General features: G+C 36.0%; 20 protein-coding genes. 8 read left to right on the top strand and 12 right to left on the bottom strand.

What is annotated here, in order from left to right:
* Positions 1-7 precede the first annotated feature (7 nt).
* Together LC457_RS12950 and LC457_RS12945 are read left to right on the top strand one after the other, a co-directional pair.
* Entirely contained in the window at positions 8-517 is a 510-nt protein-coding gene (locus LC457_RS12950) for a hypothetical protein (RefSeq protein ID WP_223600240.1), read from the top strand.
* A 177-nt stretch (positions 518-694) separates the two neighbouring features.
* Positions 695-2,047: a DEAD/DEAH box helicase gene (locus LC457_RS12945; RefSeq protein WP_223600238.1), complete on the top strand. Its 1,353-nt coding sequence runs from the start codon at positions 695-697 to the stop codon at positions 2,045-2,047.
* Positions 2,048-2,088: 41 nt separating this feature from the next.
* Here the strand turns inward: LC457_RS12945 and LC457_RS12940 are convergent, their stop codons facing one another.
* The 5 genes from LC457_RS12940 to LC457_RS12920 all read right to left on the bottom strand — a co-directional run bounded on the left by LC457_RS12940 (position 2,089) and on the right by LC457_RS12920 (position 6,205).
* On the bottom strand, positions 2,089-3,039 hold the full coding sequence (locus tag LC457_RS12940; protein WP_223600236.1) for a tetratricopeptide repeat protein: 951 nt from the start codon (positions 3,037-3,039) through the stop codon (positions 2,089-2,091).
* 10 nt (positions 3,040-3,049) lie between these two features.
* Positions 3,050-3,706 (bottom strand): GDSL-type esterase/lipase family protein, encoded by a 657-nt coding sequence (locus LC457_RS12935; protein WP_047423368.1) that lies wholly within the window; start codon positions 3,704-3,706, stop codon positions 3,050-3,052.
* A gap of 65 nt (positions 3,707-3,771) precedes the next feature.
* Positions 3,772-4,236, bottom strand: coding sequence for a lipocalin family protein (locus LC457_RS12930; RefSeq protein ID WP_223600234.1), 465 nt, complete (start codon positions 4,234-4,236; stop codon positions 3,772-3,774).
* 284 nt (positions 4,237-4,520) lie between these two features.
* Entirely contained in the window at positions 4,521-5,684 is a 1,164-nt protein-coding gene (locus tag LC457_RS12925) for an iron-containing alcohol dehydrogenase (protein ID WP_047423365.1), read from the bottom strand.
* 113 nt (positions 5,685-5,797) lie between these two features.
* Entirely contained in the window at positions 5,798-6,205 is a 408-nt protein-coding gene (locus tag LC457_RS12920; RefSeq protein ID WP_223600232.1) for a helix-turn-helix domain-containing protein, read from the bottom strand.
* A 99-nt stretch (positions 6,206-6,304) separates the two neighbouring features.
* On the opposite strand from LC457_RS12920, the gene lpdA reads away from it, so the two are divergent.
* A complete protein-coding gene (gene lpdA, locus LC457_RS12915) occupies positions 6,305-7,705 on the top strand; it encodes a dihydrolipoyl dehydrogenase (RefSeq protein WP_223600230.1) in 1,401 nt (466 codons plus the stop codon).
* A gap of 235 nt (positions 7,706-7,940) precedes the next feature.
* Here the strand turns inward: lpdA and LC457_RS12910 are convergent, their stop codons facing one another.
* From LC457_RS12910 to LC457_RS12900, 3 genes are all read right to left on the bottom strand, one after another.
* Positions 7,941-8,546, bottom strand: a complete 606-nt coding sequence (locus tag LC457_RS12910) for a hypothetical protein (protein ID WP_223600228.1) — start codon at positions 8,544-8,546, stop codon at positions 7,941-7,943.
* 33 nt (positions 8,547-8,579) lie between these two features.
* A complete protein-coding gene (locus LC457_RS12905) occupies positions 8,580-8,981 on the bottom strand; it encodes a hypothetical protein (protein ID WP_223600227.1) in 402 nt (133 codons plus the stop codon).
* A gap of 72 nt (positions 8,982-9,053) precedes the next feature.
* Entirely contained in the window at positions 9,054-9,773 is a 720-nt protein-coding gene (locus tag LC457_RS12900) for a hypothetical protein (protein WP_223600226.1), read from the bottom strand.
* 130 nt (positions 9,774-9,903) lie between these two features.
* On the opposite strand from LC457_RS12900, the gene LC457_RS12895 reads away from it, so the two are divergent.
* Entirely contained in the window at positions 9,904-12,438 is a 2,535-nt protein-coding gene (locus tag LC457_RS12895; protein WP_223600225.1) for a phosphoenolpyruvate carboxylase, read from the top strand.
* Between the two features lie 221 nt (positions 12,439-12,659).
* Here the strand turns inward: LC457_RS12895 and LC457_RS12890 are convergent, their stop codons facing one another.
* Positions 12,660-14,261 carry a S8/S53 family peptidase gene (locus tag LC457_RS12890; RefSeq protein ID WP_223600224.1) on the bottom strand — a complete coding sequence of 534 codons (1,602 nt, stop codon included), beginning with the start codon at positions 14,259-14,261 and terminating at the stop codon, positions 12,660-12,662.
* A gap of 88 nt (positions 14,262-14,349) precedes the next feature.
* Here LC457_RS12890 and LC457_RS12885 point away from each other — a divergent pair, with 88 nt between their 5' ends.
* The 4 genes from LC457_RS12885 (at position 14,350) to LC457_RS12870 (ending at position 17,517) form a co-directional block, all read left to right on the top strand.
* On the top strand, positions 14,350-15,474 hold the full coding sequence (locus LC457_RS12885) for a DegT/DnrJ/EryC1/StrS aminotransferase family protein (protein ID WP_223600222.1): 1,125 nt from the start codon (positions 14,350-14,352) through the stop codon (positions 15,472-15,474).
* Positions 15,474-15,884: a hypothetical protein gene (locus LC457_RS12880; protein WP_223600220.1), complete on the top strand. Its 411-nt coding sequence runs from the start codon at positions 15,474-15,476 to the stop codon at positions 15,882-15,884. Before LC457_RS12885 ends, LC457_RS12880 begins: the two co-directional genes overlap by 1 nt.
* 9 nt (positions 15,885-15,893) lie before the next feature.
* Positions 15,894-16,916, top strand: coding sequence for a UDP-glucose 4-epimerase GalE (gene galE / locus LC457_RS12875; protein ID WP_223600218.1), 1,023 nt, complete (start codon positions 15,894-15,896; stop codon positions 16,914-16,916).
* A 148-nt stretch (positions 16,917-17,064) separates the two neighbouring features.
* Positions 17,065-17,517, top strand: a complete 453-nt coding sequence (locus tag LC457_RS12870) for an adenylyltransferase/cytidyltransferase family protein (RefSeq protein ID WP_223600217.1) — start codon at positions 17,065-17,067, stop codon at positions 17,515-17,517.
* 45 nt (positions 17,518-17,562) lie between these two features.
* On the opposite strand, the gene LC457_RS12865 is transcribed toward LC457_RS12870, so the two are convergent.
* From LC457_RS12865 to dapF, 3 genes are all read right to left on the bottom strand, one after another.
* Positions 17,563-20,172, bottom strand: a complete 2,610-nt coding sequence (locus LC457_RS12865; RefSeq protein ID WP_223600215.1) for a TonB-dependent receptor domain-containing protein — start codon at positions 20,170-20,172, stop codon at positions 17,563-17,565.
* A 133-nt stretch (positions 20,173-20,305) separates the two neighbouring features.
* Complete coding sequence (gene mltG, locus LC457_RS12860) at positions 20,306-21,331, bottom strand: endolytic transglycosylase MltG (RefSeq protein ID WP_223600213.1); 1,026 nt, start codon at positions 21,329-21,331, stop codon at positions 20,306-20,308.
* Between the two features lie 31 nt (positions 21,332-21,362).
* The gene (gene dapF / locus LC457_RS12855; RefSeq protein WP_223600211.1) at positions 21,363-22,130 is read right to left on the bottom strand and encodes a diaminopimelate epimerase; all 768 of its coding nucleotides are present in this window, start codon (positions 22,128-22,130) and stop codon (positions 21,363-21,365) included.
* Positions 22,131-22,210: the final 80 nt, after the last annotated feature.

Genomic DNA, 22,210 nt, shown 5'->3' with positions numbered 1-22,210 from the left:
ACCCACAATGAAAACACTTATTATAACCGCAATCACCTTATTCAGCTCATATGGTATGGCTCAGGAAACCAATGGAGAGAATATTCAGGGAGATTTTGACGGAAACGGAACCAAAGAATATGCCTACACAAAAGTCAGCGACTGTGGTGACGAATGTGAAGGAAAATGTGAAACAACTATTTATTTCAGTGATAAAAACATAAAGCCTATCACGATTTCACCAGCCAATCAGGGAAGCCTGTATAATCTGGGAGATCTTAATGGTGACGGGAAAGAAGAAATCGGCTTTTATCCGAATTGGTGTACCAGCTGCTGGCATCCATTCTATGTATATACTTTAAGTAAAACCGGCTGGAAGCCATTATTACCATCTATTTCAACGCATTGCAATCAGTGGGAAGAAGACAAATTTCCGATCAAAAAAGATCCCAAAAAGAAAGGATACGTTATCGTTACCTCCAGCAAATGGGAAGATGATGACATTAAAATTAAGGTCAATAGTGTAAAAGTGAATTAGGAAATTAATTTGTTGCTGGTTGTTTTTTGTTGCTGGTTTAACGTATTGTTATAAATGTTCTTTGGGTTAATTAAATATAATCAGTGAATCACTTTTAATAACGAGTCCCTGCAACCTGTTGCCTAATATCTGCAACCCCTAATTTTTAACTTGTAATTAAATACCTATCTTTGCAAAATGGAAAAACTCACTTTTGCAGATTTTGACCTGCCGGTTAAAATTCTTGATGTTTTAGCGGATTTGGAATTATTTGAACCTACACCCATCCAGGAGAAGAGCTTGAAACCTATTCTTTCAGGAAGAGATGTAATGGGAATCGCACAGACCGGAACCGGAAAAACATTGGCTTATCTTTTACCCGTTCTGAAAACATGGAAATACAGCAAGACAGGAAATCCAACTGTTTTGGTGCTTGTTCCTACAAGAGAATTGGTAGTACAGGTAACTGAAATCCTTGAGAAACTGACAGAAAATATTACTGCAAGAGTAATCGGAATATACGGAGGGAAAAATATCAATACCCAAAAACTATTGTTCAACGATGGTTGTGATATTTTGGTAGGAACACCGGGAAGAGTGATGGACCTTTCCATAGACAACGCTATTTCTCTTAAAGAAGTTCAGAAATTAATCATTGATGAATTTGATGAGATGCTTAATTTAGGTTTCAGACCGCAGCTTACTCACATTTTTGAAATGATGAAACCAAAGAGACAGAACATCCTTTTCTCTGCAACCATGACGGAAGCGGTAGATGAAATGCTGGATGTGTACTTTGCAAGCCCGATTGAAATTTCATTGGCAAAATCAGGAACACCTCTTGAAAAAATTGAGCAGACTGCCTATAAAGTAGAAAACTTCAATACCAAGATCAACTTACTTGAGTATTTGCTGAAGAACGAAACTGATATGTCTAAAGTATTGATTTTTAACAATAATAAAAGACATGCCGATCTGCTCTTTACTAAAATTGATGAGCTTTTCCCTGGACAGTTTGACGTGATTCACTCTAACAAATCTCAGAATTACAGACTTAAGGCGATGAAAAGCTTTGAGAATGAAGAGGTGAGAGGTCTGATTACTACGGATGTAATGGCAAGAGGTCTTGATATTTCAAATGTTACCCATGTTATCAACTTTGAAACACCGGATATTCCTGAACAGTACATTCACAGAATCGGTAGAACAGGTAGGGCAGACAAAGAAGGAAAGGCGGTTACGTTTGTCACTAAAAAAGAAGAACCTTTGATTCTTGATATTGAGCTATTGATGGATAAAGAATTGAAATTTAATGAATTCCCGGAAGGAGTTAAAATCAATCCTAAAAAGATCGCGGCTGAAGAAGATCAGGTGGTAATGAAAAATCCTGCACAGGTAAAACTGAATGATGGAGGAGGAGCATTCCATGATAAGAAAGCTAAAAATACAAAAGAAAACTGGGGAGGACCTTCCAAAAGAAAGGCACCTAAGAAGTTTGGAGCCAACAGAGCTCAGCAGAAAGCAATATCGAAATCGAAAAGAAAGAAATAAAATAGAAAAACGATTCCATTATCAGGAATCGTTTTTTATTTTTAATCGAATTGGATGTTGTTGTTTTTTAAGATCTCTTTAAACTTACCTGTTTTACCTTCATCTTTCATGCTCTTGTAAATGTATCCTATCATTTTTTCAGCATCAGATCGGTACGGTGATTTTTGTTCAGAATAAATCCTGTATGCTTTACAAATATTATCAAGACCTTTCTCATTATTTTTCAGATGAGTAAAGTAGACCTGTCCCATTCCATAATAAACTTCCGGATCACCTGGATATACTTTGTCAAAATCGTTGTATGCATCAATAGCTTTCTGATATTCCTTTTTATAAACATACGTGATTGCTATATTCTGTAAAGGCATTTTACCTTTCGGATCAGCAGCTAATGATTGTCTATAAGCATTAAGAGCTTTATCATATTCTCCGACTCTTCTATAGGTGATTCCCAGATTATCCCACGCATAAATAAATTTAGGGTCAGCTTTTACCGCTTGTTCATAATTTTGAATAGCTTCCTTCCAGTTTTCCGCTTTTCCCGCATCAGCGGCTTTCTCATAGAAGTCAATTGCTGTATCATTTTTTGAGAACTTATCGTAACTGGTTTCAATAGTTTTGGTTGCTCTTTGCACACTCTCGCAATTTTGCATCAGATAGCGTTCAAGTTCATTGTAGCTGTCTTTGTACTGCTGTGAATTCTTATTTGTATTAAAAGTCAGGTTAATCTCTTTTTTTTCATTTCCCTTAGATGCTTTTTCTGCTCCTTGCAAAAGAGTAGATATTTGAAGCGCTCCTGTGTATTTGTCAATACATCCGTGAACATCTTTGATGATATCTTCTTTCTTTCTGTTAGACAGGGCAATAGAATCAGCACATTTACACGCGTTTTCTGAGAGTTCCTGAAGAACTTTTTCATTAGGCTTCTCCTGAGAAAATGAAAGAGAATACAATAAAACGGAAAATAAAATGGTTATTGTTTTTTTTATCATGGGTTATAGTTTATTTCAGATAAGGAGTGATCACTTTGGTCCAGATTTTATATCCCTCCGGCTTAAAATGAAGCATATCTTCCACAAAAATATCTTTTCTTACATTTCCATTAGCATCTTCCATGGCTTTAGTCACATCAATAAATTCAGCATTGGGTTCTTTTTTCATAAATGCAGCAATCTTTTTGTTGGCAATTTTCATCTGCGGCCAGATCACTTCTCTGCTTGGCGAGTATTTGATAGAGATATAATCAACTTCAATATTAGGAAATCTTTCACGTATTTTTTTATAAAAAGCTTTATATCTGTCAACAACTACTTTTGCTTTTAACTGATGATTGTCTGCAAAATCATTTTCACCACAATAAATAATGATCTGTTTAGGTTGATAAGGAGCTAAAAGGTCCTCCGAAAAATCATTAAGGTCTGTAAGTCTGGATCCTCCGAATCCTCTGTTGATGATTTTTTTATCAGGAAAATAATCTGCGATATCAGTCCATTTTGTGAATGATGAACTTCCCAGAAATAAAATCGCATCCTTTGGCGGCGGGTTTTGCTGATCCTGTTTTTTGAATTCCTGGATGTCCTGCCAGAACATTGGTTTTTTCTCCTGAGAAAAGGCAATAGCAAAATACAGCAATAGAAATGCTGATAGAATCTTCTTCATTATATTCAGTTTTAAATTAGATATAAAAGTAATAAAAAACTCCCGGTTAACGGGAGTTTTATGATTTATCTTTTGTAAGTAACATAAGTAACTTCAGGAATTTTGTCTCCATCCAGATCAAAATTTCCGAACTGCTGGGCAAGTCTAAGTTCTTTACCCGTCAGGACATCTACCCTGTAGTTTGCCGATGCTTCTTCATCACCAAGCTTAATTCCCAAAACTTTTGAGTCAGCATCATAAGTATACCTTCCCTCGCTTTTTTGATCCATTTGACAGTCTGCACCTACTCCTGTAAATGCTGTATAACTCACATAATAATCTGTTCTGAAGAAAAGAGTATTTTTAGCTGCACATCCGGTGTTTGGATAAGATTGAAGCACTGTTTTATTATCTTTTCCGGAAATTATTTCCCTTTTAACTTCCTTCCAATCTCCCTTCATGATATCCATTTCGTAAGCTTCAAGATTGTCATCTTTACAAGAAGTAAGCGCCAGGGCAGAAAAGGTAAATAAAAGTAGCTGTTTTTTCATTTTCACAAATTTTAAGAATATGCTAAAATATAAATAAATTTGAAATATTTATAATGAAATAATGATTTTTTAAACGAATGTTTGTAAATTGAATAATTTGGATAGCGTAATCAGTATTTTCAAGCGTATAAAACCGTTAAACATAAAAAATTGATTGTCGATATCATCTAAAATAAAAGAAGCGGGCTAAAACCCGCTTCCTATAAATAAATTGCTACTTTAGCTTCAGTCAAAACTTAGAAGGTTCAGCAAACTTTACACCTTAAATTTTGAACTTTGAATTTTTAGTAGCTCATCTCTACAATCTTATAAGCATCCTGCGGAGTTAGTTTTTTATATTCTCCAAGACCTAGCCATTTTCTGTCTGTAAAGGCTTTTTCAACTTTTTCAGCGGTTCCTTTAAAGTCTTCTGTGTACTCAGAAAGTTTGGTTTTGATATGAAGGCTGTGGAAGAATTCTTCCATTTTTCTGATACCCAGTTCTGCTTTTTCTTCTACACTTCCGTCTTTTATTCCCCAGACTCTCTCTGCATATTGTGCCAGTTTTCCTTTCTTGTCATCAAAATTATAACGGTAGTGGGATGGAGCGATAATTGCCAGTGTTCTTGCGTGATCAATACCGAAATAAGCCGTCAGCTCATGACCCATAGCATGTACTGCCCAGTCTGTAATCACTCCTTTCTGGATCAGTCCGTTCAGAGCCATTGTACAGCACCACATAAAGTTTCCGGCAGCATCATAGTTGAAATCATCAGCCAATACTTTAGGAGCGGTTTCCTGAAGACTGATCAGGATGCTTTCAGCAATTCTTTCCTGAAGGTCAGCAGAAGAAGGTGCAGTCATGTATTGTTCCAACACGTGAGTGTAGGCATCTGTAATTCCGTTCACAATCTGGTTTTTTGGAATTGATCTGACTACTTCCGGATCCAAAACAGAAAACTGTGGGAAAAGTCCGGGGCCTCCTGAAGATAATTTCTCATTGGTTTCCCTTCTTGAAATAACATACCCTGAATTCATTTCAGAACCGGTTGCAGGAAGCGTTAAAATACTTCCGAACGGCATTCCTTGTCCTTCAAAAGTTCTTACCGAATTTCTAAGGATATCCCATGGCTCACCATCATAATTAGCTGCTGCAGAGATAAATTTTGTTCCGTCAATTACAGATCCGCCACCAACAGCAAGAAGATAGGTAATGTTTTTTTCTTTAATAAAACTTAAAGCATTGATTAAGACTTCATATTCAGGATTGGCTGGAACTCCGCCAAATTCATATACTTCATGATCTTTTAAAGCCTCTTTTACCTGATCGTAAACACCATTATTTTTGATGCTTCCGCCTCCGTAAATCATTAATATTTTGGCATCTTTAGGAATTTCTTTGGAAATTTTAGCAATTTCACCTTTCCCGAAAAGTATTTTTGTTGGATTTTTAAACTCGAAATTAAGCATTGTTCTAAATTTATTTTACCCAAATTTACGGAATGGAAAAGGAAAATTGAGTTAACGAAATTTTAAAATTGCTATTATTATATTTTATGAAAGCTATGGCTCTATGAAGCATGCTAAACTTCAGATGAAAGATAGGCTTTAGCTCTTCTGATAAAATCTTCCTTATCCTTTTTAATCTCTTCCAGTAGTTTTTTCCGGTCATCGGGAATCGTGAGGTATTGGTCTCCCCAAAGATTGATTTCAACGATTACCGGGATAAGATCAATACCCTTCTGAGTCAGAAAATAAAGAATTTTTAACCTGCTGTCCGGATGGTCTTTTTTATCAATAATCCCATTATCCAGAAGATTTTGAAGTCTGGAAGCCAGAATATTGGTGGCAATTTTTTCATCTGCTTTCAGGAAGTCTCCATAAGTACATTCCTTTTTCAGCATAAGATCTCTTATGATTAGCAGGGACCATTTATCACCCCATATTTCCAGCGAGCAACTGATAGGACAATCTGATCTTTTTTTACTCATATTGTTAATTTTGAAATAATACTTGCAGAATGAAAGTGTTTGTTTTAATTTTGCTTTTATTTTGCAAGTAAATTTAATCATAAAAAATTAATAAATCAAATGGATCATTATGACATTGCCGTAATCGGCTCAGGACCCGGAGGATATGTGGCTGCTATAAGAAGTGCACAGCTGGGATATAAAACTGTAATTATAGAAAAGTATGATACACTGGGAGGAACATGTACCAATGTAGGATGTATTCCAACTAAAGCTTTACTGGACAGTACCCATCATTATGCAGAGGCACACCATCAATTCAGTGAACACGGAATAAAACTGGACAAGATTGAACTTGATTTCCAGCAAATGTACAGGAGAAAAGCGGAGGTAGTTTCAAAAAATACCGGAGGTCTCGATTTTTTAATGAATAAAAATAAAATTACCCGCCTGAAAGGAACGGCAGGTTTTATTAATAATTCTACTGTGAAAATTATAAACGGATCTGAAACAAAAGAAATTACAGCGCAGCATTATATCATAGCGACAGGATCAAAACCATCAAGTATTTCGGGAGTGGAAATTGATAAAAAAAGAATCATTACTTCTACAGAAGCATTGTCTTTACAGGAAAAACCGGAATCGATGGTGATTATTGGCGGTGGGGTAATTGGGGTAGAAATGGCTTCTATTTTTAACCGTATCGGAACGAAAGTCACCATTCTGGAATATGCTGATCATCTTATTGCCGCGATGGATCATGAACTGGGAAAAAATCTTCAGAAAATCCTGAAAAAAGAAGGAATTGATATCCGTCTTAATCAGGCTGTTTATAGAACTGAGAATGCGGGTTCTAAAGCTAAAGTATTTTTTAAAGATAAAAATGGAGCAGAAGGAGAGTTGGAGGTGGACTATATTTTGGTTGCGGTAGGCAGAAGTCCTTATGTAAAAGGTCTTGGTCTTGAAAATACGGATGTAAAGCTTGACGAGAGAGGATTTATTAAAGTGGATGAAAATAGCCGGACATCAGCTTCAAATATCTATGCAATTGGCGATGTTATCGGTGGGGCAATGCTGGCTCATAAAGCGGAAGAAGAAGGTGTCTTTGTAGCAGAAACCATTAACGGACAAAAACGCCACATTCATTACAACAGAATTCCTTCTGTGGTGTATACGTGGCCTGAAGTAGCTTCAGTAGGATATACCGAAGAATATCTGAAAAAAAATAACATCGCTTACAATGTTGGAAAATTTCCGTTTTCTGCCAGCGCAAGGGCCCGGGCTTCAATGGATATGGAAGGTTTTGCAAAAGTACTGGTAGATCCGAAATACGGAGAAGTGCTGGGAGTTCACATCATTGGGGCAAGGGCAGCAGATTTGATCGCTCAGGGTGTTATTGCTCAGGAATATGAAGTAACAGCAGAAGACATGTTCCGGATTTCCTATGCCCATCCAACCTATTCCGAAACTCTGAAGGAAGCTTACCTGATTGCATCAGGACAGGGAGCTGTTAATATATAAGAAATTAAACCATTAAGATTAATGAAGGCAATAATAGAGTTAAGATCATCTTTGATTGAAAATGAAGCACATCGATAAAAAATAGCTTCAGCTATTTCCCTTAACTACTCTTATAAGCTTTAAAATCTTAATGGTTTAAAATATGAGATTATCAATTTTATCGCAGATAAAATCCTTGCGTCTTAAAACATGAATTATATAAAGCTGTTTTGCGCCTTGGCGTTTTCCCAAAAAATTATAAAGCAGAACAGTTTTCATCCTTTGCATAGATTCCATTACTTTTCGCTTCCAATTTTCCGGTTTTTCTATTGATTTTAACCAAAAAAGATTCTTTCACAACCGGACAGCCTTTAGACTGCATAAGATACATAGAGATATGGCGGTCCTCAATTTTATAAGCTCCGGTAAAACGGTGACTTGTATCAACTGAATAACCATAAGTTTTTGCCAGCAAAATAGCTTCCGGAAGATTGTCCACAGTTCCGATAAAATCTCTTAACTGCTGTTCATTTGAGAAATAAACAGATCTTTCATTTTTGCATGCAAGGATGTATGAAAAGCAGTTGTTGCCCATACATTTCTGGAAAAAACCTCTTTCCGGAACGGGCTCGTTGATTGTCATAAAATCGGGAGCCTGGCTTTCATAGATCACTGCTTTTTCATAATCAGTGTCATTGCTGAGTACACGCCAGTAGGCATAATCTTTATCAGGAATAACGAAAGGATAGAGATAATCTACCGTATCAAGGATATCAGGAATTTTTTTATAATCATCAGGAACCTTGATCTGGCCAAAAAGCAGATTGGAAAAGATCAGGGAAAAAGTGATGATGAACTTCATAGAGAAAGTACTTTTGTGCAAATGTAAAGAGAATTATTCCAATACAATTTTATAATATCCTTTTTCATCAGTTACATCAATATTGATGCCCGTAAAAGTCAGTTTATTGATTTGATACCCATCACAAGCACCTTTAAACTCCGATGACTGTATTGCAAAATCAAGGTTTTTAATATTAGAATAAAATTTATAATTTTTTGTTCCGTTATAAGCACCTACATTTTCTACAATAACCTTGTTGTCTGATGTTTTGGTTAATTGTACATTAACATTATTTTCATCCTGTACCGAATAGGTGGTCAATGTTCCGTTAGCAATAAGATTTTCATTATTGGAATTTACGAACTCAAAGATAATGGGTAACGGTGGATTATAACAATCTTTTTCACAAGAGATAAACAGAATTGCTAAGAGTAAAAAAGTAAATATTTTCATGGATTATGGATGTTATATGAGTAAAATTAATGAAAATTATATTAAACAGACTCTTACACATATCTCAAAGAATTAGTCGAGCATATGTTCCACAAACGGAACAATTCTGTTATTCTCAATTTTTCCTTTGATATAAACAGAATCACCATTCTTGAAAATATATTCATTGACAAGAAGATTGTTTAATCCGCCAGGTTCAAAAAAAGACTGAATCCAGGGATGCTGATCTTTTAATAAAGAAATTTTTTGAGTTCCTCTGGGTTTATAATCTTGCAGATAGTACGGTGTTCTATCGCTGGTTGTATAAGTTTCGTAGACAAACGGTATATTTCTTTGGTCTGGATTTTTTATGATGCAGCTATTAAAATCAATAGGATATAGTTGCCCATTGATTAAAAGTTGAGCTCCTTTGGGATAGCCTGCTGCCATAACGTAATCGAATTTTTCGTAAATCCCTTTAGATCGTTTGTTTTGTTTAACGGTACCCACGCGCAGCAGATAGAATGCCGCATCTTTTCCTGATAGAGGAGCTGAGATCGTTTGGTCTGTATAAACGGTGCATTTAAGAACAGGTAATGAGTGAATGACATCTATCTGCTTATTGTACTCATCAACTCTTTTCTGCATTGATTCCATACTGCCAAACACAAAAGAGCTAAAAGCTATTGCTGAAAAAACAAAGACCAGCATAAACACTCCAAATATGATTAAAATAGTTTTCAGTCCCTTTTTGTCAAGCTGGGTTCCGTTGGTTTTAATATTTACATTGGCGTTGAAATTGAATTTAATCATGGTTCGTTTAAATAGCTTTCAAAACTAAGTAATTCCTGAATAAAAATTAATATAATTTTTTGCTTTTCCTCCTTTAATTTTTTGTCATTTGTCAACCCAACTCATTCCAAAATCACTTACATTTGTTATTATGATACACGACCAACGCGCAGAAAAATTCAGGCAGATCGTGGAAAATAAGTTCCAGATCTACAATTCATTATTTATGAGCCTGCCCTATGATAAAATGACGAATATCGGAATGCTGCTTCCGTTTCTTTATGAGGAAAGCAAAACTGGCTATGAAGCAGGAAAAACTCCCGAAAATATCGTCGAAGAATTTTTTAAAAACCATACCGATCTTCAGACCGAGGAGCAGAAACTCGAACTGCTTTTTAAGATCATTCAGTATATAGAAAGACAGGTAGTCTTATTTGACAGTATTGAAGATGCTGCTTTTCCCAATCTTCACTCTGAAAGTGACAGCGGAACCGTAACCAATCTCTTTGAACGTTCTTTTCAGGATCATAAAATTGAAAAAGTACGCGAAAAATTAAAAGATTTTAGCGTAAAGGTTGTATTTACGGCGCATCCCACTCAGTTTTATCCAAGCTCAGTACAAAGGATCATTCAGGATTTAAGAGGAGCTATTACCAGTGATTCCGTTACTCAAATTGATATGCTTCTGCAGCAATTAGGGAAGACTCCTTTTGTCAACAAAGAGAAACCTACTCCTATAGATGAAGCTTTAAGCATCATTTCATACCTTAGATATGTGTATTACGATACCATTGGCGAATTGTTTACGAAGATCAAAAAGACATTCGGAAACGGACATTTTCACCTTCATGAAGATATTATCCAGCTTGGATTCTGGCCTGGAGGAGACAGAGACGGAAATCCGTTTGTAACAGCAGAGGTAACGAAAAGAGTAGCAGAAGAACTTCGTTCAGCCATTCTGAAGTCCTATTACAGCCATTTGAAATTTATCAGAAGAAGATTGAGTTTCAGAGGAGTTTCTGAAGTTTTAACCCAATTAAGTGAAGCGTTGTATGCTGCCATTTTTGATGGAAAAACTATTACAGCTGAAGATATTTTAAAGAAAGCTGCAGAAGCGGAAAAAATATTAGTTAATGAACATAACGCTTTGTTTTTAGACCTTCTGGCCAATTTCAGGGATCGTGTGATGATCTTCGGAACTCACTTTGCCACGTTGGATATCCGCCAGGACAGCAGGATTCATCAGAAAGTGATTGATGACGTTTACGCAAAAGTATACGGAAATGAAGAGACTGATTACGAACAGAAATTCAATAAACTGATTCAGATTTCGGAAAATGTAAATCCTGAAGATTTTGAAGATATTGTAAAAGATACATTGTTAACGGTTTCACAGGTTACAGATATTCAGAATCTGAACGGACTGAGAGGAATGAACCGTTATATTATTTCCAATTCCGATGCAGTGAAAGATGTGATGAATGTCTATGCATTCTTTAAGATTTGCGGGTATAAAGATGAAGAGATCAATATGGATATTGTTCCGCTTTTTGAAACGATGGAAGGTCTTGCCAACGCAGAAAATGTGATGAATGAGCTGTATCATAATCCTGTCTATAAAAAGCATCTTGAAAAAAGAGGGAACCAGCAGACCATTATGCTTGGATTTTCTGATGGAACCAAAGATGGCGGATATTTAAAAGCCAACTGGGAAATTTATAAAGCAAAAGAAGTATTGACCAAGCTTTCCGAGCAGAACAATATCAAAGTTGTATTCTTCGATGGCAGAGGAGGGCCACCAGCCAGAGGAGGTGGAAAAACCCACGATTTTTATGCTTCTCAGGGAAAAACGATTGCCAATAATAAGATTGAACTTACCATTCAGGGCCAGACCATTACCAGTATTTTTGGAAATAAAGAGCAGGCAAAATACAATTTTGAACAGCTTCTGACCGCTGGTGTTGAAAATGATGTATTCAAAAATGCAAAAAAAGAGCTTACGGAAAAAGAAAGAGCTTTGATCATCGAATTGGCGGATATCAGCTACGGAAAATATTCAGATTTAAAGGCTCATCCTATGTTTGTTCCTTACCTTCAGGAGATGAGTACCCTTGAATATTACGGAAAAACAAATATCGGAAGCCGTCCTTCAAAAAGAGGAAACGGAAGCGAACTGAAATTTGAAGATCTGAGAGCGATTCCGTTTGTGGGTTCATGGTCACAGCTGAAACAGAATGTTCCCGGGTTCTTCGGTTTTGGATATGCCATGCAAAAGATGAAGGAACAGGGAAGATTTGAAGAAGTAAGAGAGCTGTATAAAGGGTCAGATTTCTTTAAAACTTTAGTATTGAACTCTATGATGAGTATGAACAAATCCTATTTCCCTCTGACTTATTATATTAAAAATAACCCCAAGTTTGGTGCATTCTGGAATGTTCTTTTTGAGGAATATGAGCTTTCAAGAGATATTATGCTGGAACTGACAGGATTTAAAATGCTTCAGGAAGAAGATCCTTTGTCAAGAAAATCAGTGAAGATCCGCGAAAAGATTGTACTTCCGTTATTGAGCATTCAACAATATGCGTTGATGAAAATACAGAAAGGTGAAGGGAATAAAGAAGCTTATGAAAAGCTGGTAACACGTTCACTATTCGGAAACATTAACGCCAGCAGAAACTCTGCATAAGCTATTTTATATCAGTTTTTTGTACAAATTGTACAGCTATATATCAATAGGAATGGGCTTTAGCCCATTCTTTTTTATTGACCCATCCATAGCCATAGGCTTTAGCCAAAACATATTGTATGCTGTGTTAAAAGAATATCTCCCGCAGATTACGCAGATCACACAGATGTTTATGTTGTAATAAATCTGCTCAATCTAGGTAATCTGCGAGAAACAAAAAATTATTCCTTTAAGAATTTCTCGTAGTAAACCTTATCCTTCATCTGAATTTTCAGATAATAAGTTCCCTTTGCAAAATCCTCTACTTTTATAGATTTCTGATGGCTGCTTTTTCTGATCAGTCTTCCCAGGTTATCATAGATTTCCAAAGACAAAACTTCCTGCTCTGATGCTATATTCAGAATGTTTTTAGCAGGATTCGGGAATATGGAAAACTTTTCTTTTTTTACCATTTCAGAAGTATTCAGAACCATATTGTACAGGCTTCCGAAGTTGAGAATACCATATCCTATCTGATCTGAATGGCCAGGATAAAGCGAAGCCGTTTGTCTTAGCTTTGTTCTCATCTGCTCCCTGTCCATCGTAGGGAATGCCTGGATAAGACATGCCACACCTCCTGCAGCGATAGGAGTCGAAATAGAAGTTCCGTTCACAATTGTAGTGGCATTATCATACACTGTGGTGGTAGCAGTTCCCTGAGTACTTCCGTCAGGTTTTACCACTCCAAGAGAATTAGGTCCGAAAGAAGAAAATCCGGATGCATTTCCTGCAGAATCTACAGAACCGATGGAGAGTACTTTAGCATTATCAGACGGGGTCATCAGATAATGCCATGGCTGCAACCCTGAATTTCCGGCAGCAGCAAGAACAAAAATTCCTTTTTCAGCAGCAATACCCGCTCCACGGGCAATGAAAGAAGTGCTTCCGTTCATATCTGCATACGTATAATTGTAACGGCTTTCATCAAAAACATTGTATCCCAGTGATGAGGTGATAATTTCTACCCCTTTTCTGTCCGCTTCCTCGGCAGCTTCAATCCAGTATAGCTCTTCTTCCGGAACTTCTACATTGGCATTTTCACTCCTGTAGAGATAGAAATCAGCATCAGGAGCCGCGCCAACAAATATGTTTTCCAGATATCCGCCGATAGCTCCTAACACAACAGAACCATGCGGACTGAGTGTTGTATTGTAAATGTTTCCGGTTTTAGTGACGAAATCATAGGCCGCTTTTATATGATTACCATTCCATAATCTGGAAAAAGCAGTTCCCGTATTCACTGTTGGGAATCCGGCATCAATGACTGCTATAGAAATTCCTGTTCCGGTATAACCCGCCAGGTGAAGAGGGCGGATATTGACCTGATCAATTTGGCCGGCACCGGAACCATAATTAAAGGTGGTTAGTATTTTATTGAGACTGGCATCATCTTTCCATTTTGTGGACACAGTTTTTACAGTGGTTGAACTGTTTCTTGCAAAACTTTCAACAGATAAAACAAAAGACTGAGCCTGCAGCAAAGTTTTTTGAGCAGGAGTAGCATTCACTGCCGCTCCGTTAAGCCATTTTGAATAATCGGTAACGGTAAATCCTAAATTTTGAAGATTCTGAAGATAAGACTGTTCAATAGGCGCATCCTGATCGTTAAGAGGAATTCCCAGCGTCGTACGTCTGTTGAGCGATTTCTGGCTGAGTTCGGAAAGCGGATTTGCATAAAATGCAGCTTTGTTGGGCTTATCAGTAAAGAAAACAAAAACAAGTTCTGTTTGGGCAGATACATGAAGATAACCCGTTAGGAAACAAAAGAGTAAAAGTTTTTTCATAACATTATTTTGTATAAAGATAAAAACAAAATCAATAAAATTTTTGATAGGATATTAAATTCCTTATTTTTACAGAAATATTTATTATATGAAAAAAATTCAGATGGTTGACTTGCAAAGTCAGTATTACAAAATAAAGAATGATGTAGACAATGCTGTTTTGAATGTAATGGACTCTGCAGCGTTTATTAACGGACCTGAAGTAAAGTCTTTCCAGAATGAATTGGAGTCTTATTTAGAAGTAAAACATGTGATTCCATGTGCCAATGGTACAGATGCATTACAGATTGCCTTAATGGCCCTGGATCTGAAAGAAGGAGATGAGATCATCACAGCTGATTTTACTTTTGCTGCAACGGTAGAAGTAATTCACCTGCTTAAGCTAAAATCTGTATTGGTAGATGTAGATTATGATACATTCACCATTTCTACAGAACAGATTAAAAAAGCCATTACGCCAAGAACAAAAGCGATTATTCCGGTACATATTTTCGGACAGTGTGCCAATATGGAAGAAATTTTGAAAATTGCTGAAGAGCACAATCTATATGTTATTGAAGACAACGCTCAGGCAATTGGTTCAGAATATACATTCTCTGACGGAACTGTAAAACAGGCAGGAACAATGTCTACAGTAGGAACAACTTCTTTCTTTCCTTCAAAAAACCTTGGATGCTACGGAGATGGTGGAGCGATTTTTACCAACAATGATGAATTAGCACACCGTTTAAGAGGAATTGTAAACCACGGAATGTACGAAAGATACTATCATGATGAAGTAGGAGTAAACTCCCGTCTGGACAGTATTCAGGCTGCGGTTTTAAGAAAAAAACTTCCTCACCTGGATTCTTACAACGAAGCAAGAAAAAGAGCAGCTGATTTTTACGATGAAGCATTTGATGGAAATCCAAATATTCTGACTCCAAAAAGAGCTGAAAATTCTACTCACGTATTCCACCAGTATACTTTAAGAATCCTGAACGGACAACGTAATGAACTTCAGAAGTTTTTAACGGAAAAAGAAATCCCTGCAATGATCTATTATCCTGTAGCACTAAGAAAGCAGAAAGCATACTTCCAGGAAAGTAATGATGCAGACTTTGTGAATACAGATAAGCTGTTGGATCAGGTAATTTCTTTACCAATGCATACAGAATTAGACGAAGAGCAACTGAAGTATATTACAGATGCTGTTCTTGAGTTTATGAAATAATGAAACAAAAGATATTTAAGTATAAGTTGGTATACTACTTAGCAGTAATCACCAGCTTATTACTTTTTATAATATCAGCATTTTTGGTTCTTGAAATATTTAATGATTTTAGTTTATTGAAAACATTATTTATTGGTATTTCGTTAGTTATCAATTCATTTGCATTTATCAATTTAGTTGAAAAATATGATAAAGCTATTTTGTTCCTGAATCTTAGTCTGTTTTTATCCATAATGAGTTTAGGTTATCCTTTATTACTTGGATTTTTAAATGGATATTATATTGTAGGACATTTTACTTTTAAATTTATAATTGTATTGATATTGAGTTTACTGATTGTAAACCTATTTAAAGTGAAAAGATATAAAGGTGTTAACGAAATAGAAAATATAGGAAAACACGAAGATTAAAAAATAAAAATGGCAATACTTGTTACGGGAGGACTTGGATATATCGGTTCTCATACGGTGGTAGAACTTATCAATAGCGGCTTTGAAGTAGTTATTGTAGATGATTTATCCAATACGGAAAGGTTTATTTTAAAAAATATAGAAGAAATTACAGGTAAAAAGCCGGCTTTTTATCCTTTTGATCTAAGAAGGAAAGAACTTCTTACTCAGGTTTTTGATGCCCATCAGATCGATGGCTGTATTAACTTTGCAGCTTCTAAAGCAGTAGGAGAGAGCCAGATAAAACCTGTGGATTATTATGAGAATAATTTGTTCTCACTGATTAATATTCTTAAGGAATTTAAAGAAAGAGAGATCTCCAACTTTATTTTCAGTTCATCCTGTACAGTATACGGGCAGGCAGATGTAATGCCGATTGATGAAAATACGCCTTTAAAAGTACCTGAAAGTGTGTATGGGAAAACAAAACAAATGGGAGAACAGATCCTGATTGATTTTGCAAATGCCTATCAACGTAAAATTTCGTTATTAAGATATTTTAACCCAATCGGAGCCCATCCTTCTGCAAAACTTGGAGAACTGCCGATAGGAGTTCCCAATAACCTGGTCCCTTATGTGATGCAGACCGCTTCAGGAGTACGCGAGAAACTGAATGTTTGGGGAGATGATTATGCTACAGAGGACGGTACAGCCGTTCGTGACTATATTTATGTTGTTGACCTGGCGAAAGCACACGTTGCAGCATTAAAAAAACTGATGGAAGACTCTTCATCTGAAGCTGTGATTGATACCTACAATCTGGGAACAGGAAAAGGTTCATCTGTGCTAGAAGTGGTAAAAGCATTTGAAAAAGCAAATAACGTAGAGGTGCCGTATCAGATCTGCGCCAGAAGAGAAGGAGACATCACTATTGCGTATGCCAATCCTGAAAAGGCCAAAAAAGAACTCAACTGGAAGTCTGAAACCTCTCTGGAAGAATCTTTAAGAACGGTCTGGGAATGGCAGAAATATTTGAATACAAGAAATGTATAGTTTCAGTGGTTATGAATTTTACTAACCATATGAAGAACAGTTAAAGAACGAATTATATAAACAAATTACAAAACACCTTCCCTGAATCTTTGTTTTTATCTTTTTAATAGAACATTTAATTCAGTGAAGTTTTTAATTCAAAATTAATATGAAGACACAGAGAATAGGGATTACATTTTCCTCATTTGACTTATTACACGCTGGCCACATCAAAATGCTTGAAGAAGCTAAAACGGTATGTGATTATTTAATAGTTGGACTTCAGATCGATCCTTCCCACGATCGTCCCAACAAAAATAAGCCAAGTCAGACTATCGTTGAAAGGTATATTCAACTGAAAGCAGTAAATGCTGTGGATGAGATCATTCCTTATTATACGGAAGAAGATCTGCTGGATATTTTAAAATCATTTGTGATTGATGTAAGAATCATTGGGGATGATTATATGGACAGAGACTTTACAGGTAAGGCATACTGTGAAGAAAAAGGAATTGAGATCTTTTACAACAAAAGAGACCATAGGTTTTCCACCAGTGATCTGAGAAGAAGAATCTATGAAGCTGAAAAAGAAAAAGATTCCAAAGCTGAAACTGTAAAATAGAAAAATAAAAAATCCCGAAAATTACTTTTCGGGATTTTTGTTGTATTACATCGGGCCGCCTTGTTGGTCGTCTCCGGCTGCATTGGAATTGATATCCTTTTTCTTTTTAGGCTGATCTACTTTTTCACCCTGTTTGAATCTATAGGTTAAAGAAATAGAAAACTGTCTTGGCTGCCACTGCATATAGTTTCTTCGGGTATAATCCTCATTGAAACTAAGTACTTCTCTGCTCCTTGTATTGAAGATATCCTGAATGTTGAAGGAAATTGTTCCGTCTCCTTTCCAGATCGTTTTAGAAGCACCAAGGTTCAGCGCATACATATCCTCCGTATTTTGGTTGGCAGATTTCTGAGCTCCTCTATAGAATCCCTGCAGTTGTACACTTAAAGTTTTATCAAGCTTGAATGTCGTATTAAGACGTGCTCTGGTAGAGAAACCATCTCCGGTAAAGTCCATATTACGGGTTTGCTTCTGCTTATCCTTATCAAGAGCATCATAATAGGCAATTCCGGTCGTTTTATATCCGAACATGTCTAAACTACCCATTATTTTTAACCATGCAAAAGGATCGTAGGTAAAGTTCAGATCTAAACCATAACGGTCATCACTTCCCAGGTTGATAGGTTTTGTATAGAATACGCCCAGATTTTCATCAGGTCTGTAAACTAGCATTTTAGTATCATCTGTGGCATGTCTGTAGTATAAGGTAGGGTTAATAGTAAACTTCTTTCTTGTAATATTATATCCTACTTCAAATGAATCTACATACGATGGGTTAAGATCTATATTTCCTTCAAAAATATTCTGGCTGTTGCTGTAATTCGGGAAAGGAACCATGAAGAAAGATCTTGGTCTGTCTATTCTACGGGAATAATTAACCAAAATCTGATTGTTTTTAGAAACATCATAGCTTAAGAACACACTCGGAAATAAATTGTTGTAGTTCTTTGTTTTATTTAATTGCGGATCATTAGGATTTTGATTGATGTAATTGATCTTTACATTGGAAAGTTCATCTCTTAAACCAAGCTGATAAGCAAATTTTTCTCCGATTTTACTTTTAAACTGTAAATAGAAAGCATTGAAGATCTCTCTGTAATCCGTATCGTTATTATAGTTCGGGATATAAGGATTATTGGACGTGCTGCTTACAAAATTATTATAAGTATTATCATTCACATCCAATCTGTATCCTGCTTCAATCTTAGACTGTTCTCCTATTGGTAATTCGTAGTCTGCTTTCCCGATAATCGTTTTGCTTACAGAATGTCTTCTGGTAATATCCTGTGTATCCGGAAGCAGGTCATTGGTTTCAAGAATATCTGCATTATTATTGCTTCTGTTTCTCTGTAAACTTAATGATACTGATAAATTCTGACCGTTATCATCAAATTTGTGATCTACCCCTACATCTCCCTGGAAAGCAAGGTTATTAAATATCGTTTTAGATTCTCTTTGTCCGTAAGGGTTTAATAATTGCCATGTTCCCGCAGTTCCAGTTGGATCTGACGGATCTCTGAAAAATCTGTGGAAACTGTCATACGTCTGCAGAAGTTCATTTCCGTCTCCTTCAAAAGTTCTTACCAATCCTGTTACATTGATCGATGTTTTGTCAGACAGATCATACACAAAACCGGCACTTACATTATAATTTTTATTATAGGTTTTACTGGTAGAATTTTGCAGCTGATGTACAAGAACATCATTTGGCTGCGTATTAGGAAGGATCTTAGGAAAAGTAATATTGTGATATGTCGTTTCCGAATTATTTTTCGTTTTGTTTTCCGTGTAACCGCCGCCGCCGTTTACAAACCATGTCCAGTTATTTTTTCTCCAGCTCAGATTGGTATTAAGTGATGTTCTCGGGAAATATCCTAAAGATCCTACAACACTACCATTAAATCCGATTTTTTTGTTCTTTTTAAGGATGATATTCAGAATACCGGAAGTTCCGCTTGCTTCAAATTTAGAAGAAGGATTGGTGATAACTTCAATTCTTTCAATCTGGTCAGCCGGGATACTTTGTAAGGCATTCGCTCCATCATCTATTCCCAGAAGGGCAGAAGGCTTTCCGTTAATCAGAAATTTTACATTGGTACTTCCTCTCATAGAAACCGTTCCGTCCGTATCTACAGAAACTGAAGGAACATTAGTCAGAACATCCTGAAGATTTCCTCCTTTACTCACGATATCCTGTGAAGGATCATATGTTTTCTTGTCAAGTTCTACTTTATAAGGTTTCGCTGCTGAAGCGGTGATCACAACACCCTGGATTTCTTTTGTTTTCCCATCAATGGTTGTAGCCGCCTCAGGCTCTAAAGATAATGCTCCGATATTGCCTGCTGCTGCGATATTTTTACTGACTACATTTTTTTTGTAATCAATTGCCTCTACTGTGATATCATAATCTCCCGGTATAAGCTCAAGTTTATACTGTCCCTTTTCATCTGTCAGTACAGCATCACTTAAAGTTTTGTTGGTCTTGTTGCTGAAAGTTACAGAAGCGTAAGGAACCGGTTGATTTTTTTTGTTGACAATGATTCCTGAAACTCCAGCCTTCTCCTGTGCAAAAGCCATCGCCGCCGCTGAAAGTACTAACGTAAGTCCTAAAGTTTTTCTGGTGAAAATATTGACAATTTCTGTCTTATTCTTCATAGGTTATTTTTTTGTATAAAATCGTGAAAGGATAACCCATACTGTTTTGAATATCCATATCAATTTGATCTTCAAAATAGTATGACTGTTTATTGTTTTTCTAACTGTATAAATTTTTAGGTGCTTTCTAAACTTATTTTATATTTTTTGAGTTGAGCCAGTCCTGGTAAGCCTTTGCATTTACAGCATGTTCTTCAGCACTTGCCGTAAACTTATGGTATCCAAACCTTGCCGGATCAGCACACATAAATATATAATTGTTGTTTTCAGCATTTAAAACAGCATCAATCGAGTTCTTATCCACTACACAGATCGGTCCCGGAGGAATACCTGCGTTTGCATAAGTGTTGTAAGGTGATGGTGTAGACAAATGCTTATATAATACTCTTTTAATAGATTCTTTAAAATTTGTCTGCTTATTGATCGCATAGATTACCGTAGGGTCAGACTGAAGTTTCATCCCTTTTCTGTAACGGTTTAAATACAATCCAGCAATCGTTTTCATTTCATCTTTTTTTCCTCCGGATTCCTTATAAACAATAGAAGCTAGAGCATAAATCTGATCTCTTGTAAGGCCAGACTGCTGTTCTTTGTTTTTTCTTTCACTTGTCCAGAAATCATTGTACTGACTTTCAAACTTGGCGAAAAATTCTCTTGGGCTTACGGTCCAGAAGAAATTATAAGTATCAATGAAGAAATATTTTTTTAAATCTTCAACATTTTTATAACCTTTCTCTTGTGCCACAGCATCCAGATCATTGATAAAATGTAACGAATCAATTTCCGTTTTTTTGGTCACCTTACCGATCATCTGATACATATCTCCAAAATCTCCGATTCTGTAAGAGTTTGCTGTTTGGTTCCCAGCTTTAATCATATTAACAAGGTTCTTATTTCCTGTTCCGCTCTGGATATGATAACGTCCTGCTTTAAAATTGGTATCAAGACCCTTTTCTTTAGCCACAGCTTCAAAAGATTCCCTGTTTTTAATATAAGGAGCAATAGAATCGAGGATCTGTTTAAAACCGGCTCTGTGAGGAATCAGAACATAACCGTCTTTTTCTACGTTATTTCCTAAATATTTATTATAAAATCTCAAACCAAAAAATCCTGCAGCTGCAAAAACCAGCAGAATGATAATGAGAATAGCTTTTTTCATTCTTATAAATGTTGATTAAAAGTTTTTGTTTTTAAAGAAGATCTGTTTTACCTCTAAAAACTTGCTTTGCAGGACCTTCCAGCCAAATATTCTGGAATGTATCTCCACTTTTTTCAGCATATACTTTAAGATTTCCACCTAAAGTTTTAACTTTTACAGAGGTTAGATTATGTTTTTGAAGAAAAGTTAAAGCAGAAGCTGTAACTCCTGTTCCGCAACTGTAAGTTTCGTCCTCAACGCCTCGTTCATAGGTTCTTACAAAAATTTCATCATCAGAAATTTTTTCTACAAAGTTTACATTGATTCCTTTTTCTTTATAATTTTCAGAATTTCTGATCCCGTTTCCTTCAGTATACACATTGTAATCCGGAAGATTTTCTACATATTTTACATAATGTGGAGATCCTGTATTCAGAACAAAATCATTTCCGTCTTGTGAAATGGTATCCACATTAATCATTTTCAATTTAATGATCCCGTTATGGATTTCTGCTTCATGCTCTCCGTCTGTTGCAATGAATTTGCATTTATCTTCAAAGATGTCAAGGAAAAAAGCAAAAGCTACAAGACATCTTCCTCCGTTTCCGCACATGGTACTTTCTCCTCCGTCAGAATTGTAGTAAACCATTTTGAAATCATAGTTCGCATCATTTTCCAATAGAATAAGGCCGTCAGCACCTATTCCGAAACGTCTGTCACATAATTTTTCAATACTGTTTTTATCTTTAGTAAATTGCAGATCACGGTTGTCTACCATTACAAAATCATTTCCTGTTCCCTGATATTTATAAAATTCCATATTTTTTTGTCTAAATGAAGAAGCAAAATTAATATATTTAAAATGAAAAACGAACAGTGTTAACTGTTCGTTTTCTTATT

This window comes from Chryseobacterium sp. GVT01B, assembly GCF_019970045.1.
GTDB lineage: Bacteria > Bacteroidota > Bacteroidia > Flavobacteriales > Weeksellaceae > Chryseobacterium.
Note: the sequence above shows the minus strand (reverse complement) of the source record. Positions and strands in the feature narration are given on the sequence as shown.

What these genes read in the sequence shown, in the direction of transcription:
- LC457_RS12950 (WP_223600240.1), top strand. Translation starts at nt 8, where the DNA reads ATGAAAACACTTATTATAACCGCAATCACCTTATTCAGCTCATATGGT.
- LC457_RS12945 (WP_223600238.1), top strand. Translation starts at nt 695, where the DNA reads ATGGAAAAACTCACTTTTGCAGATTTTGACCTGCCGGTTAAAATTCTT.
- LC457_RS12940 (WP_223600236.1), bottom strand. Translation starts at nt 3,039, where the DNA reads ATGATAAAAAAAACAATAACCATTTTATTTTCCGTTTTATTGTATTCT.
- LC457_RS12935 (WP_047423368.1), bottom strand. Translation starts at nt 3,706, where the DNA reads ATGAAGAAGATTCTATCAGCATTTCTATTGCTGTATTTTGCTATTGCC.
- LC457_RS12930 (WP_223600234.1), bottom strand. Translation starts at nt 4,236, where the DNA reads ATGAAAAAACAGCTACTTTTATTTACCTTTTCTGCCCTGGCGCTTACT.
- LC457_RS12925 (WP_047423365.1), bottom strand. Translation starts at nt 5,684, where the DNA reads ATGCTTAATTTCGAGTTTAAAAATCCAACAAAAATACTTTTCGGGAAA.
- LC457_RS12920 (WP_223600232.1), bottom strand. Translation starts at nt 6,205, where the DNA reads ATGAGTAAAAAAAGATCAGATTGTCCTATCAGTTGCTCGCTGGAAATA.
- lpdA (WP_223600230.1), top strand. Translation starts at nt 6,305, where the DNA reads ATGGATCATTATGACATTGCCGTAATCGGCTCAGGACCCGGAGGATAT.
- LC457_RS12910 (WP_223600228.1), bottom strand. Translation starts at nt 8,546, where the DNA reads ATGAAGTTCATCATCACTTTTTCCCTGATCTTTTCCAATCTGCTTTTT.
- LC457_RS12905 (WP_223600227.1), bottom strand. Translation starts at nt 8,981, where the DNA reads ATGAAAATATTTACTTTTTTACTCTTAGCAATTCTGTTTATCTCTTGT.
- LC457_RS12900 (WP_223600226.1), bottom strand. Translation starts at nt 9,773, where the DNA reads ATGATTAAATTCAATTTCAACGCCAATGTAAATATTAAAACCAACGGA.
- LC457_RS12895 (WP_223600225.1), top strand. Translation starts at nt 9,904, where the DNA reads ATGATACACGACCAACGCGCAGAAAAATTCAGGCAGATCGTGGAAAAT.
- LC457_RS12890 (WP_223600224.1), bottom strand. Translation starts at nt 14,261, where the DNA reads ATGAAAAAACTTTTACTCTTTTGTTTCCTAACGGGTTATCTTCATGTA.
- LC457_RS12885 (WP_223600222.1), top strand. Translation starts at nt 14,350, where the DNA reads ATGAAAAAAATTCAGATGGTTGACTTGCAAAGTCAGTATTACAAAATA.
- LC457_RS12880 (WP_223600220.1), top strand. Translation starts at nt 15,474, where the DNA reads ATGAAACAAAAGATATTTAAGTATAAGTTGGTATACTACTTAGCAGTA.
- galE (WP_223600218.1), top strand. Translation starts at nt 15,894, where the DNA reads ATGGCAATACTTGTTACGGGAGGACTTGGATATATCGGTTCTCATACG.
- LC457_RS12870 (WP_223600217.1), top strand. Translation starts at nt 17,065, where the DNA reads ATGAAGACACAGAGAATAGGGATTACATTTTCCTCATTTGACTTATTA.
- LC457_RS12865 (WP_223600215.1), bottom strand. Translation starts at nt 20,172, where the DNA reads ATGAAGAATAAGACAGAAATTGTCAATATTTTCACCAGAAAAACTTTA.
- mltG (WP_223600213.1), bottom strand. Translation starts at nt 21,331, where the DNA reads ATGAAAAAAGCTATTCTCATTATCATTCTGCTGGTTTTTGCAGCTGCA.
- dapF (WP_223600211.1), bottom strand. Translation starts at nt 22,130, where the DNA reads ATGGAATTTTATAAATATCAGGGAACAGGAAATGATTTTGTAATGGTA.